This window comes from Streptomyces sp. NPDC031132 (assembly GCF_055570595.1).
Map to the genome: position 1 here is coordinate 196,749 of NZ_JBVIGX010000001.1, position 16,947 is coordinate 213,695.

Here is a 16,947-nt window from a genome sequence, read left to right on the forward strand (position 1 = left end):
CTGGTATGCCCACCCCCCCCTCGTGTGTGTGGGCCCCCCCCCCCCCCCCCACCCCCCCCCCCCCCCCCCCCCCCCCCCCCCCCCCCCCCCCCCCCCCCCCCCTCTTCCGTGCTGCTGCCAGGTCAGACCAGGCGGGCCACGCCGTCGGCCTTGGCCGCCGCGGCGACCGCGGCCGCGACGGCCTCGGCGACGCGCGCGTCGAACGGCGACGGGATCACGTAGTCGGCGGCGAGCTCGTCACCCACGACACCGGCGATGGCGTCGGCGGCGGCGATCTTCATGCCCTCGGTGATCCGGCTGGCGCGGACCTTCAGGGCACCCGCGAAGATGCCCGGGAACGCCAGCACGTTGTTGATCTGGTTCGGGAAGTCCGAGCGGCCCGTGGCCACGACCGCCGCGTACTTGTGCGCGACGTCCGGGTGGACCTCCGGGTTCGGGTTGGCCATGGCGAAGACGAAGGCGTCCTTCGCCATCGAGGCCACCGCCTCCTCCGGCACCGTGCCGCCGGAGACGCCGATGAACACGTCCGCGCCGTTCAGCGCCGCTTCCAGGGAGCCGGTCTGGCCGGTCTTGTTCGTCAGGCCCGCGATCTCCGCCTTGACGTCCGTCAGGTCGGAGCGGTCCGCGGAGACGACGCCCTTGCGGTCGGTGACGCAGACGTCGCCGATGCCCGCGTCCACGAGGATCTTGGCGATGGCGATGCCCGCCGCGCCCGCACCCGAGATCACGGCGCGCAGGTCGCCGAGCGTGCGCCCGGTCAGCTTCGCGGCGTTGCGCAGGGCGGCCAGCGTCACGATCGCCGTGCCGTGCTGGTCGTCGTGGAAGATCGGGATGTCCAGGGCTTCCTGGAGCCGGCGCTCGATCTCGAAGCAGCGGGGGGCGGAGATGTCCTCCAGGTTGACCCCGCCGAAGGACGGTGCGAGGCGGATGACCGTCTCGATGATCTCGTCCGTGTCCTTGGTGGCGAGCGCGATCGGCACCGCGTCCACACCACCGAACTGCTTGAACAGGATGGCCTTGCCCTCCATCACGGGGAGGGAGGCCTCGGGACCGATGTCACCGAGTCCGAGCACCGCCGTGCCGTCGGTGACGACGGCGACCACGTTGGACTTCCAGGTGTACTCGTTCACCAGCTCGGGCTGCTCCGCGATGGCGCTGCAGACCTTCGCCACGCCGGGCGTGTACGCGAGGGACAGGTCGTCCTTGTTCTGGACCGGCACCGTGGCCTGGATGGCCATCTTGCCGCCCCGGTGCAGCGCGAACACCGCGTCCGGGTTGTTGTCCGTCGCGCTGTCGCTGCGAGGATTGACGATCTCCGCTGCCACTTTCTTGGCCCCTTAAGTCTTTGAATCGTTGAGGGTGACCACACCTGGTTAAGGGGTGGGCGGGCACCGCGTCCGTACTCCGCATCGACGGTTGGCCCGTCTCCGCGAAGGGGAGGTTCGTACGCGCGGGCGCGCCGCACGCGCGCCCTGAGCCCCGGATGAGGGGTGTAAGGATCCGTTGTACCCGAAGAACGCTCACCCAGACGAGTCGATTCCGACTCGACGGTAGACCTCTTGTCCTGTTTTTGGCGAAAGGTCCAAACACCTCGGTCCAATGGGCGAGACGGACCGCAAATAGTCCGTCAAAAGGGCCAGGTCACAGCGGTTTCTGCGGCTCTGAAGCCCACATTCCGCAGTCCTGTTGGGTACCCCCACCCACCCGTTATCCGATTTTGACCTGACGAACTGCCTGAATGCGTCAGTCCGAATGGCAAGATGCCGTAATCACACGAGGTCGCGACACTCGAAGGTGCGTGCCCGACCGCTCTCGGATGCTCCACCAGCCAGCCGGAGGAACCAGCTCATGACCGCAAGCACCACCCGTCGTACGACCGCCGCCCGGTCCCGGATCGCCGCGGTCGGCGCGATCGCGGTCGCCGGCGCCCTGATCCTCACCGGCTGTGGTGACCAGACGGACAAGGCGTCCACCAGCCCGTCGGGTGCGGCGAACAGCAGCGCGCCGCTCTTCTCGAAGCTTCCGAAGAAGATCCAGGACGCCGGTGTCATCAAGGTCGGCACGGACGCGACCTACGCGCCGATGGAGTTCACCGAGGGCGGCAAGATCGTCGGCGTCGACCCCGACGTGGCGGCGGCCCTGGGCAAGCAGCTCGGCGTGCAGTTCAAGTTCGAGTCCGGCACCTTCGACACGCTGATCGGCAGCATGCAGACGGGCCGCAGCGACCTGGTCATGTCCTCGCTGACCGACACCAAGGCCCGTCAGGAGGGCCTGGACGACAAGGGCGCCAAGACCGGTGCCGGTGTCGACTTCGTCGACTACTTCTCCGCCTCGACCGGCATCCTGGTCAAGAAGGGCAACCCCCAGGGCATCAAGACCCTGGACGACCTGTGCGGCAAGACGGTCGCCGTGCAGCGCGGCACCACGTACGAGGAGTCCGCCAAGACCCAGGCCGAGAAGTGCAAGACGGACGGCAAGGGCGAGCTCAAGATCGAGTCCTTCCCGACCGATGCCGAGGCCCAGACCCGCGTGAAGGCCGGTGGCGCCGCCGCCGACCTGAACGACTCCCCGGTCGCCGCGTACATCGCGCAGACCGCCGGCGGTGGCAACGACTTCGAGGCCATCGCCAACCCGACCGACGCCGGCCTCTTCGGCATCGCGGTGGACAAGAAGAACACCGAGCTGCGCGACGCGCTCAAGGAAGCCCTCGACGCGGTCATCAAGGACGGCACCTACAAGGCCGCCCTGGACAAGTGGAACGCGGGCTCCGGCGCCGTGACCGAGGCCAAGATCAACGCCGGTTCCTGACCTCCGCGTACCACCGCAGCACACTGAAGGGCAGTCACTGTGACTGACAAGCTCGACAAGGTCCCGGACCCGGCGGACACCCCGCCGGCCGGGTCCGTCCCCCCCGAGGCGATCCGTGCCATCCCGGTCCGCCATTACGGTCGCTGGATCAGCGCCGTGGTCGTCATCGGCCTGGTCGTGGCGCTCGCCGTCGCGTTCTCGCAGGGCAACGTGCGCTGGGCGACCGTGCCGGAGAAGCTGTTCGACCCCACCATCCTCCGTGGTGTCGGCAACACGATCTGGATCAGCATCACCTCGATGGCCCTGGGTCTGGTGCTCGGTGTCCTCTTCGCGGTGATGCGGCTCTCGAAGAACCCGGTCACCAGCACCATCGCCTGGTTCTACATCTGGCTGTTCCGCGGCACCCCGGTGTACGTGCAGCTGCTCATCTGGTTCAACCTCGCCCTGATCTTCCCGATCCTGAACCTCGGGTTCTACAAGGACGAGATGACCCAGGTCATGACGCCCTTCCTGGCCGCCCTGCTGGGTCTCGGCCTCAACGAGGGCGCGTACATGGCGGAGATCGTCCGCGCCGGCATCCAGTCGGTCGACGAGGGCCAGACCGAGGCCTCGCACGCGCTCGGCATGACCCGTACGCAGACCATGCGCCGGGTCGTGCTGCCGCAGGCCATGCGGGTGATCGTGCCGCCGTCGGGCAACGAGTTCATCAACATGCTCAAGACCTCGTCGCTCGTCGTGGCCGTGCAGTACTTCGACCTGCTGCGCGCCGCCCAGGACATCGCCTCGACCTCGTTCGCGGTGATGGAGATGTTCTTCGTCGCCTCGATCTGGTACCTCGCCCTGACCTCGGTGTTCAGCGTCGGCCAGTACTACCTGGAGCGCCGCTACGCCCGCGGTGCCCTCCGCTCCCTGCCGCCCACGCCGTTGCAGAAGATCAAGGCGAAACTGTCCAGCTTCTCGAACCGCAAGGCGGTGGCCTGATGACGACTGCCATGGTGAAGGCCGAGGGCGTCCACAAGTCCTACGGCGCGGCGCACATCCTCAAGGGCATCGACCTCGAGGTCGCCCCGCGTGAGGTCTTCTGTCTGGTCGGCCCGTCCGGCTCCGGCAAGTCGACCTTCCTGCGGTGCATCAACCACCTGGAGCAGGTGAACGCCGGACGGCTGTACGTCGACGGGCACCTCGTGGGCTACCGCCAGAAGGGCGACAAGCTCTACGAGCTGAAGGACAGCGAGGTCGCGGCCCAGCGCCGGGACATCGGCATGGTCTTCCAGCGCTTCAACCTCTTCCCGCACATGACGGCCATAGAGAACGTCATGGAAGCCCCGGTCATGGTCAAGGGCGAGTCCAAGGCCGTGGCGCGCGAGCGCGCCGTACGCCTCCTCGACCGTGTGGGCCTCGGCGACAAGGGCGGGAACTACCCCACCCAGCTCTCCGGCGGCCAGCAGCAGCGCGTGGCGATCGCCCGCGCGCTGGCCATGGAGCCGAAGCTGATGCTCTTCGACGAGCCCACCTCGGCGCTCGACCCGGAGCTCGTCGGCGACGTCCTCGACGTCATGCGGGACCTGGCCGAGTCGGGCATGACCATGATCGTGGTGACCCACGAGATGGGCTTCGCCCGCGAGGTCGGCGACAACCTCGTCTTCATGGACGGCGGCGTCGTGGTCGAGTCCGGCCACCCGCGCGAGGTGCTGGGCAACCCGCAGCACGAGCGGACGAAGGCGTTCCTGTCCAAGGTGCTGTAGCGGCTCCTCATGCGCGAGAGGGGCGGTACGGGATTCCCGTACCGCCCCTCTCACGTGTCACGGCATGCCGCGGAAGTTCTCACTTTCCTACAAGCGCCCTACTTCAGTCCCAGGACCAGCCCGTCGGAGGGCGAGCGCCAGATCGTCCGGGCCTCCGCGAAACCCGCCTCGCGCAGGGTGCGGGCGTGCCAGGCGTCGTCGGGAGTGTCCCCGTCGGCGTGCTCGCCGTAGATCTCGAACCGGCGCTTCGTCGGCTCCGCGAGCACCGGGTCGGCGGCCGCGAGGGCCCACCAGTCGGCCCAGTCCACCGCGCCGGCCTCGCGGGCCCGGTCCATCCCGGCGTGCCGGTGGGCGCGCTCGGCGGCGTTGATCCGCGGGGTCGCCGGGTCGGGCATGTGGTCGGCGTTCATGAAGACCCCGCCCGGCCGCACCAGCGGGGCGAGCTGCCCGTAGAGCACCGCGAGTTCCGGGCTGTGCAGCCAGTGCAGCGCGGTGGCCGTGAGGACGGCGTCGTACGTGTCGTACGGGAGCGCCGAGGTCCAGGCGGGGTCCTTGAGGTCGGCGGTGACGAACGTGACGCGCCGGTCGCCGTCGAAGTGGCCCCGGGCGATGGTCAACAGGGCCGGGTCGAGATCGACGCCCGTAGTGGTGGATTCCGGGAACCGCTTGAGGACGCGGTCCGTAATACTTCCCGTACCGCACGCCAGATCGAGCACCCGGGGGGTGGGGCCCACGAGTGCCTCGACCATGTCCAGCATCACCCGGAACCGCTCCTCGCGGTCGGGCATGTACCACTCCTGCTGCCGGTCCCAGCTCTCCTGCCAGGCCTGCCAGTCGGTCGTGGTCTCCGCCATCGCTGACCCCTCCAGTCGTAATACCCTCGAATACGTCTCAGCTGTTACCCGAGACACTAATCCGCAGCCGTAAGGACTACAAGTGGAACTGGCCCATTACTCGGACTATGCCGTGCGCCTGGTCAACACCGAGGAGCCGGCCCGTAACAAGGATTCGCTCACCTCGGTGGATGCCGTCCGGGGCCTCTTCGGCACCGGGGTCCAGGCCGCCCGCCGGGTCACCGACGCCGACGTCACCCGATTCCGCAACGTCCGCGGCCGGCTGCGCGCCGTCTTCGAGGCCGCCGACGGCGGCGACCACGTCCTCGCGGTCGACCTGCTGAACTCCCTGCTCATGGAGTTCCCGGTCAGCCCGCAGGTCTCCGGCCACGAGTACCTCGACGACGAGGGCCGCCCGAACTGGCACATCCACCTCGCCGACCACCCCTCGAACGCCTCCGCCGGCTTCGCCGCGCTCGCGTCCTTCGGCCTGGCCTTCCACCTCACCGAGCACGGCCCCGACCGCCTCGGCCTGTGCCAGGCCGCGCCCTGCCGCAACGCCTACCTCGACACCTCCACCAACCGCTCCCGGCGCTACTGCTCCGACCGCTGCGCCACCCGGGCCAACGTCGCCGCCTACCGGGCCCGCAAACGGCTGGAAGCCGAGGCGTCCGGCCAGAGCGGCCGCAGCGCCGACACCGCCCAGGACAGCCGCGCCCTCAGCGAACTCTGATCCGCCGCCCGCGGCCGGAAGCGCAGCACCGCCGTCGCCAGCACCAGCTCCTCGGGCACCGTCCCGTAGTCGTTGCTGTCGCCGGTCTCGTTGTACGGGTTGTCGCCGAGCACCCACCAGCCGCCCGGGCGCCGCTCCACCGCCCGCTTGACCACCAGCAGGTCCTGCTGGAACGGGTGCCGCAGCACCACCACGTCACCCGGGCGCACGGCGGCCCCGTACCGGACCACCAGACGGTCGCCGTGCAGCAGCGTCGGCACCATCGAGGGCCCCGCCACCTCCAGCACCTCGAACGCCGCCCGCGAGCGCCTTCTCTCCACCGTGCCCGACCTCCTCGCCCGCTCTCGCCTCACTGCGCATGCTGCCGCACAGTCCCGTACGTTCGCTCACCGGTCCGCACGCCACCCTGGACTTTTGTCCTAAGCCCACGGGGCCGCTCGCGAAATCCCCTTCCCCACGGAGTAATCTCCCCTCTTGAGAAGACGATCACGAGGAGGACAAACTCCATGCTTTCCCGCCTCTTCGCCCCCAAGGCGAAGGTCTCCGCCCACTGCGATCTTCCGTGCGGCGTGTACGACCCTGCCCAGGCCCGCATCGAGGCCGAGTCCGTCAAGGCCGTACAGGAGAAGTACCAGGCCAACGAGGACGCCGACTTCCGCGCGCGCGCCATCACCATCAAGGAGCAGCGCGCCGAGCTCGCCAAGCACCACGTCTCGGTGCTGTGGAGCGACTACTTCAAGCCCCCGCACTTCGAGAAGTACCCGCAGCTGCACACCCTGGTCAACGACACCCTGAAGGCCCTCTCGGCCGCCAAGGCGTCGAACGACCCGGCGACCGGCCAGAAGGCCCTCGAGCTCATCGCCGAGATCGACCGCATCTTCTGGGAGACCAAGGCCGCCTGATCCGGGCCTGCTCTCCGGCACGAAGGGGCCCGACCGTCACCGGTCGGGCCCCTTCGCCGTGCGGGGACTGCTCGTGGACCACGCGTCCACTCGTGGGACTACTCCACTGGTGGGACTACTCGTCCTCGTCGTCCTCGTCGTCCAGCCGAGCCAGCCACGTGGCCAGGCGTTCCACCGGGACCTCGAAGTCCGGGTTCAGGTCGACGAAGGTGCGCAGCTGCTCGGCGAGCCACTCGAAGGTGACCTCCTCCTCGCCGCGCCGCTTCTCCAGCTCCTCGATGCCGCGATCGGTGAAGTACAAGTCGGGCTCCGTGCCGTGATGAAAGTGTGCAGGGGATGTTTCCCGCCAGGATAATCCGCATGCCCGGCGACACCTCCCGCCCTACCGGACCCGGCGCTAGCCTGGACTGCCAGACACCTGAGGGGGCAGGGGATGCAGGACGGGCGCACGGGCGGCACCGCGCGCGCCTACGAGCTCCTCGAACCCCTCGTCCAGGCGGCCACCGTGCGCGTCCACGCGGCCCCGGACGGGTATGCACCCCATGGGACCGGACCCACCTGGGGGAGTGGCTTCTTCGTCGCCCCGGGCTGGGTCCTGACGTGCGCGCACGTCGTCGGTGAAGGGGGTGCAGCGGTGCGTCTCGTGGGGCGTGAGCTCGGCATCACCTTCTCCTCCGGCACCGACGGCGCCACCGGTACCGTGACCGGCCGCGTCGAGTGCGTCCTGCCCGAGCGGCTCGAGGAGCGCCGCCCCGCCCGGCACGCCCTGTGGGACCTGCCCGACCTGGCGCTGGTCCGGGTCCTCGCACCGATCACGCACGCCTGCGTACGGCTCACCGACCGCGCCAGACCCCGCCTCGACGAGGTCGCGTACTTCGGCTGCACCGAGGACCTCGGCACCCCCGAGATCACCGGCCGCACCACCCGGCTGCGCGGCACCGCCGCCGGCGGCGCCGCCCTGCGCCTCGGCGCCGACGACGAGATCGAGCCCGGCATGTCCGGAGGTCCGGTCGTGGACCTGGCCCGCGGCGAGGTCGTCGGCGTGGTCAAGGCCCGCCGGCACACCGGGGGCGGCGGACTCGCCGTGTCCGTCGTGCAGTTACGCACCCTGCCGCTGGCCGCCACCGGCCAGGTCGGGCTCTACCGCCGCGTCATGCAGGCCCACGACCTCTACCACTACGACCAGCACCTGAGCGACCTGGGCAGCCGCCGCACCTGGACCGACGTGCATGACGAACTCCCGGCCCCCGGCGACCCGTACGAGGGCCGCAGACGACTCACCGCCGCCGAACGCACCACCCTGTGCGGGCTGCTCGCCGAACTGCCCCCGCCGCGCTCCTCGGAGGCCGTCCGCGCCCTGGTCGAGGCCGCCCGCGGCGAGGAACCGGACCCGGGCCTGCCGGCCCCGCTCAGCTGGCGCGACGGGCTCGGCATGCTGCACGACCCGCCGGGCGGCTCCGGCGAGGCCGCCGCGATGCTCCGCTACGCGACCGACGTCAGCGTGGCCGACCACCGCGAGCCGCCCTCCCCGGGCTCCGACGAGGAACTGTGGGACTGGGTACGGGCCACCGCCGAACGGCTGTGGCGGCCCCTGCGGCGGGAGCTGGGCGAGCGCCACGAACAGGGCCTGGCGCAGCGGGACGGGCACCGGCGCGCCCGGGCCGCCGGGCACGCGAACGGACACGCCCGCCCCGCCGACGGGCTGACCCGCGGGCCGTCGGTGCTGGTGGAGGCGTGGGCGCACGGCTGGGAGGACGTCTACGACTGGCGCGTCTCGGTACTGGCCGGGCCCGCCCACCCGGGGCGGCTGACCCCGGTGGACTCCGGCGTACGGGTCACCCGCGCGGGCCTCGCGGAGGCGCTGCGGGTCCCGCTCGCCGAGGCCTTCCGCCGATGCGACACCCACGAGGCGGCAGCCCTCCTCGAAGTCGCCGTGGCGCCCGAGCTGTTCGGCCTGCCCGTGGACACCTGGACGGTGGCGGGCCGGGTGCCGCTGGGCGTCCAGCGGCCGGTGGTGTTCCGCCACCCGGCCGGAAGCGGCGACACCCCGCCCGACGGCGAGGCCGTCCACCGCCGGGCCGACCGCTGGGCGCGCGTCCAGGCCGGGCCGCTGGCCGACGAGCGGGCCGACTGCGCGCGCGGACGCCCCCGGACCCCGGCGCCGGAATGGCTCGACGCCCTGCCGGACAACACCGTGCCCGTGCACTGCCGAGCCGCCGACGTGGAGCCCACCCGCGGCTCCCTCCACGCGGTCCACGACGCCGGATACGGGGTCGCCGTCACCCGGCGGCCCCCGGCCGATCCGGCGGCCGACTGCGCGCCGTTCCACCGCGGACTGCGCGAGGAGCTGACCGAGGCGGGGCGGGGAGCGCCGCTGCCGGTCCGGCTCCAGGCACTACGGGCCCGCGCGCACGGGGCCGACCCCGACGCGTACTGGGCGGACGGGATGGCCCTCGTATGGGACGACCCGGCCCGCGCGCTGCCCGAAGACGAGCCGCTGCAGGGCGACCTGTGACGGGCGGGAGGGGGAGGGAGCAGCCGTGAACGAGGAATGGCTCATCTACCGGGGGGTCGGTGAACCCCACGACGGGATCGAGGCCCTGCCCGATCCGCCGCCGTGGCGGGACTTCGACGGCGGCCCCGTCGGCGAGCCCGGGGGACTGGCGGACACGGCCGACGGGAACGTGGCGCGCCGGCTCGGGGCGCACCGGCAGGCCGCCGAGCTGCACCGGCCCGAGCCCGAGGAGCTGGAGGCCATCAACGCGGCCCTGTACCTGAGGCGGCCGCTGCTCGTGACCGGCTACCCCGGCACCGGGAAGTCCACCCTCGCCCACGCCGTCGCCCACGAGTTGAAACTCGGCCGGGTGCTGCGCTGGCCCGTGGTCTCGCGGACCGTCCTCCAGGAGGGCCTGTACCGCTACGACGCCATCGCCCGGCTCCAGGACGTCCAGATCGCCGCGAGCGGGGGCTTCCCCGGCGCCGCCCCCGGAACCGGCGCCGCCCCCGGAACCGGCGCCGCCCCCGGAACCGGCGCGGCCCCCGGAACCGGCGCCGGCACGCCGCCCGGCACCGGCAAGGCCCCCGGCATCGGAAAGTACATCCGGCTCGGACCGCTGGGGACGGCCCTGCTGCCCACCGAACGCCCCCGCGTGCTGCTCATCGACGAGCTCGACAAGAGCGACATCGACCTGCCCAACGACCTCCTGAACGTCCTGGAGGAGGGCGAGTTCGCCCTGCCCGAGCTGGAACGGGTCGCCGACACCGAGCCCGAGGTGCAGGTGCTCACCGACGACGGGGCGAAGGTCACCGTCCAGGGCGGCCGGGTGCGCTGCCGGGCCTTCCCCTTCATCATCCTGACCAGCAACGGCGAACGGGACTTCCCGGCCGCCCTGCTGCGCCGCTGCATCCAGCTCAAGCTCGGGCAGCCCGGCGAGAAACGGCTCGCCACCATGGTCCGCGCGCACCTCGGCGAGGAGGCCGCCCAGCTCGGGGCCGACCTGATCCGGGAGTTCCTCAGCCGCTCCCAGTCCGAACTCGTCGCCGCCGACCAGCTGCTGAACGCCATCTACCTCACGCACTACGCCGCCCCGCCCACCCGGGAGGACCTCGCCGACCTGCTCATCCAGCGCCTCGACCGCCCGAGGTGAGCGCCCGTGCCCCCCGACCGGCCGGCCGTCCCCGAGCAGCCTGCGGTGCCTGACCGCCCGTCCGTTCCCGGCGCCAAGGGCGGCCCCCTCGACCCCCTTCCCGGCTCCTGCGACCCGCCGCCCGTCCCCGCCGCCCTCCGCGACCTCGCCGGGCTGCTGCGCGCCGCCGGGCTCGATCCCACGGCCGAGGAGCTCGCCGACGCGCTGTGGCTGGCCGGGCGGATCGGCCCGCCCGGCCCCGCCGCCCCGGACCGGGACCGGACGGCCCCGCCCCGGCGGCCGCGGACCGCGGGCGATGCGCCGTCGCCCGAGGAGGAGCCCGTACGGGCCGAGCCCGAACCCGAGGACCCGGTCCGGCTCTACGCGTCCCGGGTCCTCGGGGCCGTCGCGGAGGAGGCGGCCGAGTTCCCGGCCGGCGCCGGAGTGCCCGTCCGGGTCCCCGGAGCGGCCGCGCTGCCCCGGATCCTGGAGATCCAGCGGGCCCTGCGCGCCCTCCAGCGGCACCGGCCGCCCGGCCCGCCCACCCGCCTGGTCCTCGACGAGCCGGCCACCGCCGAGGCCAGCGCCCGCGCCCTCGGGCTGGTCATCCCGGTGCTGCGGCCCGAGAGCCGGCGCGAGGCGACCGTACGGCTGGTGATGGACGCCTCGCCGTCGATGGCCGTGTGGCACGACATGTTCGAGGAGCTGCGGTCCGTCTGCGAGCGCCTCGGCGCCTTCCGGGACGTACAGGTGCACTACCTGCACCGGCTCGGCGACGGGCGGGCCGCCGTCGGACGCGGCCCCGGCCCCGGCACCCGCCTGCGCTCCGGGGACCAGCTGCGGGACCCGACCGGACGGGCCCTGACCATGGTCGTCTCCGACTGCGCCGGACCGCTCTGGCGCGAGGGCGAGGCCCAGCGGCTGCTGCACCGGTGGGCCGAGTGCACCCCCTGCGTCGTCGTCCAGCCGCTGCCGCAGCGGCTGTGGAGCCGCAGCTGGCTGCCGACCGAGCGGGGCGCCCTCACCCGCGCCGAGGGCGGCTCCGGGAAGCTGCGGTTCCGGCCCGACCGGCCGGCCCGCCAAGGGCGGCCCACCGGCGGGCTGACCGTTCCCGTCCTGCCGCCCAGCGCCACCGCGCTCGGCGCCTGGGCCCGCCTCGTCGCCGGGCTCGGCACCGGGCCCGTCCCCGCCGAGGTGGGCCGGGTGCTCGCCGACCACCCCGCGGCGCCCGTCCCGCCGCCGCGCGCCGTCCGCCCGCCGCGCGAGCTGGTGCGCCGCTTCCGTGCCTCCGCCTCGCCCCGCGCCGTACAGCTCGCGGTGTACCTGTCGGCGGCGCCGCTGACCCTGCCCGTGATGAGCCTGGTGCAGCGCACGATGCTGCCGGACTCCGAGCCCTCGGACCTGGCCGAGGTGCTGCTGAGCGGGCTGCTGCGGCGCGGCCGGTCCGCCGGGCAGTGGTACGAGTTCGTGCCCGGCGTCCAGGACGTCCTGCTCGGTCCGCTCGGCCGGGACGAGGCCGCGCTGGTGCTCAAGCACTGCTCGGAGTACGTGCTCGCGCACTTCGGGCGGGGCGTACGGAACTTCCCCGCCCTGGCCGTCTCCCAGCTCACCGGGGCCCCCGTGGTCGAGGAGGGCGGCGAGGAGCGGGTCCCCGCCGGGCGGCTCCCGCAGGCCTTCGCCGAGGTCTCGGCGCGCGTCGTACGGCGCTACCTGCCCGGGCCGCCCGCCGAGGGCCCGGCCGTCGTCGAGCCCGTCGCACCCCCGCCCGGGCGGGCCTGGGCGGTGCGCACGGCCCGCGACCGGCTCGCCGCCCAGGACCGTCAGGGGGGCGACGGCGGGCAGCGCGGGCTGTACGAGGCCCTCGCCGTACTGCGCAGGGCCGTCGCCGCACCCGCCGGGCCCGAGGACCCGCCGGGCGAGGCGGAGTACGAGCTGGCCGCCGTCCTGCTGCGGCTGTGGGCCGGGCAGCGGGACCCGGAACTGCTCGCGGAGGCCGAGCGGGCGGTCGCCGGGATCGGAACGCCGCCGGCCCGGGCGATGCTCGGCCGGATCCTGTACGAGCGGGCCCTGGCCGCCGAGCCGGACACGGAGCTGCTGGCCGCGGCGGAACGGGAGTTCGCGGCCGTCGGCGGCGACCCCGACCCGGACGTGGACCCGCGGCTGCGCCTCGACTGCGTGGTGCGGCGGGCGCAGACCCTGGTCCGCCTCGGCGAGCTCCGCGAGGACACGGGCGCGCTGCGCGAGGCGCGTTCCGCGCTGGAGGCGGTGACCGGCGGCCCGGCCACCGACCCGGCGGTGCGGCCGGCCCTCGGCCGGGTCCTGCTGGCCCTGCTGCCCCGCACCCCCGACCCGGCGGAGCGCACGGCCCTGGCCGGGCAGGCCGCCGAGCACCTGGCGGCCGGGCTGGCCACCGAGCTGTCGGGAGCGGGCGCCGCCCGCGTACGGGTGGAGCTGGCCACGGCCCTGCGGTACCTGCCCGGGCGGCTGGAGGAGGCCGCCGGGCAGCTGGAGGAGGCGCTGGCCGGGGCCACCGGCGACGCGGAGCTGCGGCTGGCGGGCCTGGTCTGCCTGGCGCGGGTGCACCGGGCCCGGTACGCGCGGGACGCGGACCCGGCGGCGCTGGAGGACGCGGCCGAGGCGTACGGCAGGGCCCGCCGGCTGATCCCGCGCGACGGGGAGGCCTACGGGGAGCTGCTGCCCGAGTGGGGCGACGTACTGCTGGACCGGGCGCGGGCCGCCGACGGGCGGCGGTTCACCTCGACGGCCGTACGGGTGCTGCGCGACAGCCGGGCGGCGGTCCCGCAGTCCGACCCCCGCTCCGCGCAGCGGCTGATCCGGCTCGCGGCGGGGCTGCGGCTGCGGCACGCGTACGAGGGCGACGTGGTGGACCTGCGGGAGGCGGAGTACCTGCTGGAGCTGGCCGTCCGGCAGAGCCGCAGCCCCCTGGAGCAGGCCGGCGCCTGGCGCGAGCACGGCGACGTGCAGCAGGAGATCCACGCACACACCCGGGCGCCGGACCGGCTCGACCGGGCGGCGGACTCCTACCGCCGGGCCTGGCGGTCCGCGCTGGCCGCCGACCGGGAGGAGCGGCGGGAGGTGGCGGTGGAACTCGCGGCGCGGGTGCAGGAGTTGCGGGGGGAGGTGCTGGAGCGCTTGGCGCGGCCTCGGGCTGCCCTCGATGCCTACCGCTCGGCGGTGGAGTTGTGGATCCGGCTCGGGGAGTCCGCCGTGGACCGGCGAGACGCCCTGCAGTCACGGGTCCGCACCCTGGAGGCGGGGCTGTGAGCCTTTGCGTGCGGCGCCGTTGCGCCGGCGGCCCCGGGCTGCACCAGGGCTTCCGGGGCTCCGCCCCGGGCCCCGCGCCTCGAACGCCGACGGGGCCGGAGGGTGCGGTGGGGCCGGGTCGGGGTTTCGGGGCCGGGGAAAGGGCAGTGGATCGTCGACATGCGACTCGACAGGGGGACGGGCAGCCCATGGTGACTCGGCAGCAGGAAGCGGAAACGGCGGGCACCGCCTGTTCCGGGCAGTTACCGGACCTCTCCGGGTTCGACCTGGCCGCACTGCGCGGGATCGACCATCCCGTGCTCGCCCGGGTCATCGAAGGCATGGTGCAGCGGGTCACCCACCCCGCCGAGATCCTCAACGCGTTCGACTCCGGAGTGGCCTGACGCGGCTCCCTCACGCACCGCATTCCCAAGGACACGCAGAGCAGCCACAGTTGTCCCGTTTCCGCCGTTAGCCGGTGCCGTCCGCCGGGCAGGGATGCACCGTCCGCGGCGCGGGAGGTACGAACGATGAGGCAGACCAACACGAGCGATGTCGTGCTGCCCTCCCATCGGATCCACGCGCCGTGGCCCTACGCCGCGCTCGACGTGCCGGCGCTGCGCGCCGCAGGCCACCGCCCGCACCCGATACGGCAGTTCGTGCTCAAGACCCGCAGCCGCTGCAACCTCGCCTGCACCTACTGCTACGTGTACGAGATGGCCGACCAGGGCTGGCGCGGCCAGCCGGCCGCGATGTCCCCGGCCACCACCGCCCGCGCCGCCGACCGCATCGCCGAGCACGCCGCCACCCACGACCTGGCCCGCGTCGACCTCGTCCTGCACGGCGGGGAACCCCTGCTCACCGCCCCCGCCGAACTGGCCGCCCCCGTCGACGCCGTACGCGCCGCCCTCGCCCGGACCTCCCCGCGGACCCTGGTCACAGCCACCGTCCAGACCAACGGCACCCTGCTCACCCGCAGCCGGCTCGCGGCGCTCGCCGCCGCCGGGATACGCATCGGCATCAGCCTCGACGGCGGTCTGCCCGCGCACAACGCGCGCCGCGTGGACCACGCCGGACGCCCCGGATTCGCCGCCGCCGCCCGGGGCCTGCGCCTCCTGGCCCGGCACCCCGAGAACTACGCCGGGGTGCTCTGCGTCGTCGACCTCGACCAAGACCCGGTGGAGACGTACGAGTCCCTGCTCGCCTTCGCCCCGCCGGTCGTCGGACTGCTGCTGCCGCTGGCCAACTGGAGCACCCCGCCACCCGGCCACCACCCGCCCGGCACCCCGTACGCCGACTGGCTCCTCGCCGTCTTCGAACGCTGGTGGCACGACGCGGTGCTGCGGACCCGGATCCGGATCTTCGAGGAGATCATCGCCCTGCTGCTCGGACTGCCCGCAGCCACCGAGACCCTCGGCCTCGCCCCCGCCACCACCGCCGTGATCGAGACCGACGGCGCCATCGAGCAGGCCGACTCGCTCAAATCCGCCTACGAGGGCGCCGCCGCCACCGGGATGACCCTGGAGCACCACAGCTTCGACGCGTTCCTCGACCACCCCGGGCTCGCCGCCCGCCAGCTCGGCCGGGAGGCGCTCGCCGACGGCTGCCGCTCCTGCGAGCTCGTCGAGGTCTGCGGCGGCGGCCACTACCCGCACCGCTACCGCGCCGGCGAGGGCTTCCGCCGGCCCACCGTGTACTGCGCCGATCTCCAGGTCGTCATCCGGCACATCGCCGCCGCCCTCCACCGGGCCGCGGCGGCCCCCCGGGCGGCCGCCTCATGACCGCCCCCCTGACCGGGTTCGCCGTCACCTCGGCCACCCTGAGCGCCCTCGCCTCCACCGAGCCCTCCGCCGAGGGCACCCGCCTGGTCCGAGACATCCGCCGCTCCAAGCGGCTCGTCCTGCTGCGCGGGGTGCTCGACGCCGCCCCCGGGGGACGGGCCGGGGAGGCCGCCGACCACTGGGCCCTGCTGGAGGAGGCCGAACGGCACGCCCCCGAGACGGTCCGCGACGTGCTGCACTACCCGGCCACCGGGGTGTGGGCCGAGGAGACCTTGCGCCGGCTGCACGCCCCGTACGGCCCCCCGGCCGACCTCGGCCACCTCGGGGCCCTCGCCGTCGCCGCGGCCCTGCGCTCCGGGATCGCCTTCAAGGCCACCCTGCGGCCCGTCCACGGCCGGCTCGTCCTGCCCACGCTCGGCCTGCTGCGCCCCGCCCGGCCCGGCCCGCTCGCCCTCACCGAAGGCTGCTGGGACCCCGACGACCCCGCCACCCTCGCCCTGCACACCCTGCCCGGCGGCCGCACCGCCCTCGACGACCTCGACCCCTACCGGGCCCCCGGCCCCGCCCACCCGGCGCCCGTGCGCCCCGCCCGCCGGCTCACCCCCAAGGGACACAAGCGCTGGGACACCCAGTGGTCCGGCGCACTCACCCTGCTCGACCGGTACGACACCGCCCGCGCCGAGGAGATCGGCCTGCTGCTGCGCTCCGTCGTCCCGCTCGGCGGCGGCTCCCGCTCCAGCGGCGCCACCCTCCCCGCGGCCGCCGGATCCGTGCTCGCCCGCACCCAGGCGCCGCCCGCGCTCGCCGCGACCCTCGTCCACGAGGTCCAGCACGGCAAGCTCACCGCCCTCGCCGACGTCCTGACCCTGCACACCGCCGACCGCACGCCCCGGCACTGGGCCCCCTGGCGCAGCGACCCCCGCCCGCTCGAGGGACTCCTGCACGGCGCGTACGCCCACCTGGCCCTGGCCGGGTACTGGCAGCGCGCCGCCCTCTACGGCGCCCGCGGCGCCTGGGCCCAGCACGCCCGGATCCGCGCCCAGGTCGCCGCCGTCCTGCCCACGCTCCACCGCCACCCGCAACTCACCACGGCCGGGCGGGAGTTCACCTCCGCCATGGCCGCAGCCGAACGGGCCATGGACGACCTGCCGCCGCCGGGGGACCAGCACGCCGTCGCCCGCCGCACCGTCGACCGGGAACGCCGCGCCTGGTGCGCCGAGCACCCCGAACTCGCCCCGTTCGCACAGGGGTGACG

Annotated in this window: 15 protein-coding genes; 11 read left to right on the forward strand and 4 right to left on the reverse strand. The window is 73.8% G+C overall.

The window, feature by feature from the left end:
* Positions 1 to 122: 122 nt before the first annotated feature.
* Positions 123 to 1,325: an NAD(P)-dependent malic enzyme gene (locus tag ACZ49B_RS00930; RefSeq protein WP_030291341.1), complete on the reverse strand. Its 1,203-nt coding sequence runs from the start codon at positions 1,323 to 1,325 to the stop codon at positions 123 to 125.
* Between the two features lie 523 nt (positions 1,326 to 1,848).
* Here ACZ49B_RS00930 and ACZ49B_RS00935 point away from each other — a divergent pair.
* The 3 genes from ACZ49B_RS00935 to ACZ49B_RS00945 are packed head-to-tail and all read left to right on the forward strand — an operon-like array spanning position 1,849 to position 4,553.
* The gene (locus ACZ49B_RS00935) at positions 1,849 to 2,808 is read left to right on the forward strand and encodes an ABC transporter substrate-binding protein (RefSeq protein WP_468299167.1); all 960 of its coding nucleotides are present in this window, start codon (positions 1,849 to 1,851) and stop codon (positions 2,806 to 2,808) included.
* Between the two features lie 39 nt (positions 2,809 to 2,847).
* A complete protein-coding gene (locus ACZ49B_RS00940) occupies positions 2,848 to 3,789 on the forward strand; it encodes an amino acid ABC transporter permease (protein ID WP_468299169.1) in 942 nt (313 codons plus the stop codon).
* Positions 3,789 to 4,553, forward strand: a complete 765-nt coding sequence (locus tag ACZ49B_RS00945; protein WP_468299171.1) for an amino acid ABC transporter ATP-binding protein — start codon at positions 3,789 to 3,791, stop codon at positions 4,551 to 4,553. Before ACZ49B_RS00940 ends, ACZ49B_RS00945 begins: the two co-directional genes overlap by 1 nt.
* A 98-nt stretch (positions 4,554 to 4,651) precedes the next feature.
* Here the strand turns inward: ACZ49B_RS00945 and ACZ49B_RS00950 are convergent, their stop codons facing one another.
* Complete coding sequence (locus tag ACZ49B_RS00950; protein ID WP_468299173.1) at positions 4,652 to 5,407, reverse strand: class I SAM-dependent methyltransferase; 756 nt, start codon at positions 5,405 to 5,407, stop codon at positions 4,652 to 4,654.
* Between the two features lie 82 nt (positions 5,408 to 5,489).
* Here ACZ49B_RS00950 and ACZ49B_RS00955 point away from each other — a divergent pair, with 82 nt between their 5' ends.
* Entirely contained in the window at positions 5,490 to 6,119 is a 630-nt protein-coding gene (locus tag ACZ49B_RS00955) for a CGNR zinc finger domain-containing protein (protein ID WP_468299175.1), read from the forward strand.
* Here ACZ49B_RS00955 and sodX read toward each other — a convergent pair.
* Positions 6,023 to 6,382, reverse strand: coding sequence for a nickel-type superoxide dismutase maturation protease (gene sodX / locus ACZ49B_RS00960; protein ID WP_468299837.1), 360 nt, complete (start codon positions 6,380 to 6,382; stop codon positions 6,023 to 6,025). The genes ACZ49B_RS00955 and sodX overlap by 97 nt on opposite strands.
* Before the next feature lie 243 nt (positions 6,383 to 6,625).
* On the opposite strand from sodX, the gene sodN reads away from it, so the two are divergent.
* The gene (sodN, locus tag ACZ49B_RS00965) at positions 6,626 to 7,021 is read left to right on the forward strand and encodes a superoxide dismutase, Ni (RefSeq protein ID WP_008741558.1); all 396 of its coding nucleotides are present in this window, start codon (positions 6,626 to 6,628) and stop codon (positions 7,019 to 7,021) included.
* A gap of 115 nt (positions 7,022 to 7,136) precedes the next feature.
* On the opposite strand, the gene ACZ49B_RS00970 is transcribed toward sodN, so the two are convergent.
* Positions 7,137 to 7,322 carry a DUF6104 family protein gene (locus ACZ49B_RS00970; protein ID WP_010061466.1) on the reverse strand — a complete coding sequence of 62 codons (186 nt, stop codon included), beginning with the start codon at positions 7,320 to 7,322 and terminating at the stop codon, positions 7,137 to 7,139.
* Positions 7,323 to 7,454: 132 nt separating this feature from the next.
* Here ACZ49B_RS00970 and ACZ49B_RS00975 point away from each other — a divergent pair, with 132 nt between their 5' ends.
* From ACZ49B_RS00975 to ACZ49B_RS01000, 6 genes are all read left to right on the forward strand, one after another.
* Entirely contained in the window at positions 7,455 to 9,536 is a 2,082-nt protein-coding gene (locus ACZ49B_RS00975; RefSeq protein WP_468299177.1) for a VMAP-C domain-containing protein, read from the forward strand.
* A gap of 25 nt (positions 9,537 to 9,561) precedes the next feature.
* On the forward strand, positions 9,562 to 10,668 hold the full coding sequence (locus ACZ49B_RS00980) for an AAA family ATPase (RefSeq protein WP_468299179.1): 1,107 nt from the start codon (positions 9,562 to 9,564) through the stop codon (positions 10,666 to 10,668).
* A gap of 45 nt (positions 10,669 to 10,713) precedes the next feature.
* Positions 10,714 to 13,932 (forward strand): SAV_2336 N-terminal domain-related protein, encoded by a 3,219-nt coding sequence (locus ACZ49B_RS00985; protein ID WP_468299181.1) that lies wholly within the window; start codon positions 10,714 to 10,716, stop codon positions 13,930 to 13,932.
* A gap of 188 nt (positions 13,933 to 14,120) precedes the next feature.
* Complete coding sequence (gene fxsA / locus ACZ49B_RS00990; RefSeq protein ID WP_030291354.1) at positions 14,121 to 14,315, forward strand: FxSxx-COOH cyclophane-containing RiPP peptide; 195 nt, start codon at positions 14,121 to 14,123, stop codon at positions 14,313 to 14,315.
* A gap of 126 nt (positions 14,316 to 14,441) precedes the next feature.
* Positions 14,442 to 15,692 carry an FxsB family cyclophane-forming radical SAM/SPASM peptide maturase gene (locus ACZ49B_RS00995; protein ID WP_468299184.1) on the forward strand — a complete coding sequence of 417 codons (1,251 nt, stop codon included), beginning with the start codon at positions 14,442 to 14,444 and terminating at the stop codon, positions 15,690 to 15,692.
* The gene (locus tag ACZ49B_RS01000; protein ID WP_468299186.1) at positions 15,689 to 16,945 is read left to right on the forward strand and encodes an HEXXH motif domain-containing protein; all 1,257 of its coding nucleotides are present in this window, start codon (positions 15,689 to 15,691) and stop codon (positions 16,943 to 16,945) included. The genes ACZ49B_RS00995 and ACZ49B_RS01000 overlap by 4 nt, the downstream gene beginning before the upstream one ends.
* The last annotated feature ends 2 nt before the right edge of the window (positions 16,946 to 16,947 follow it).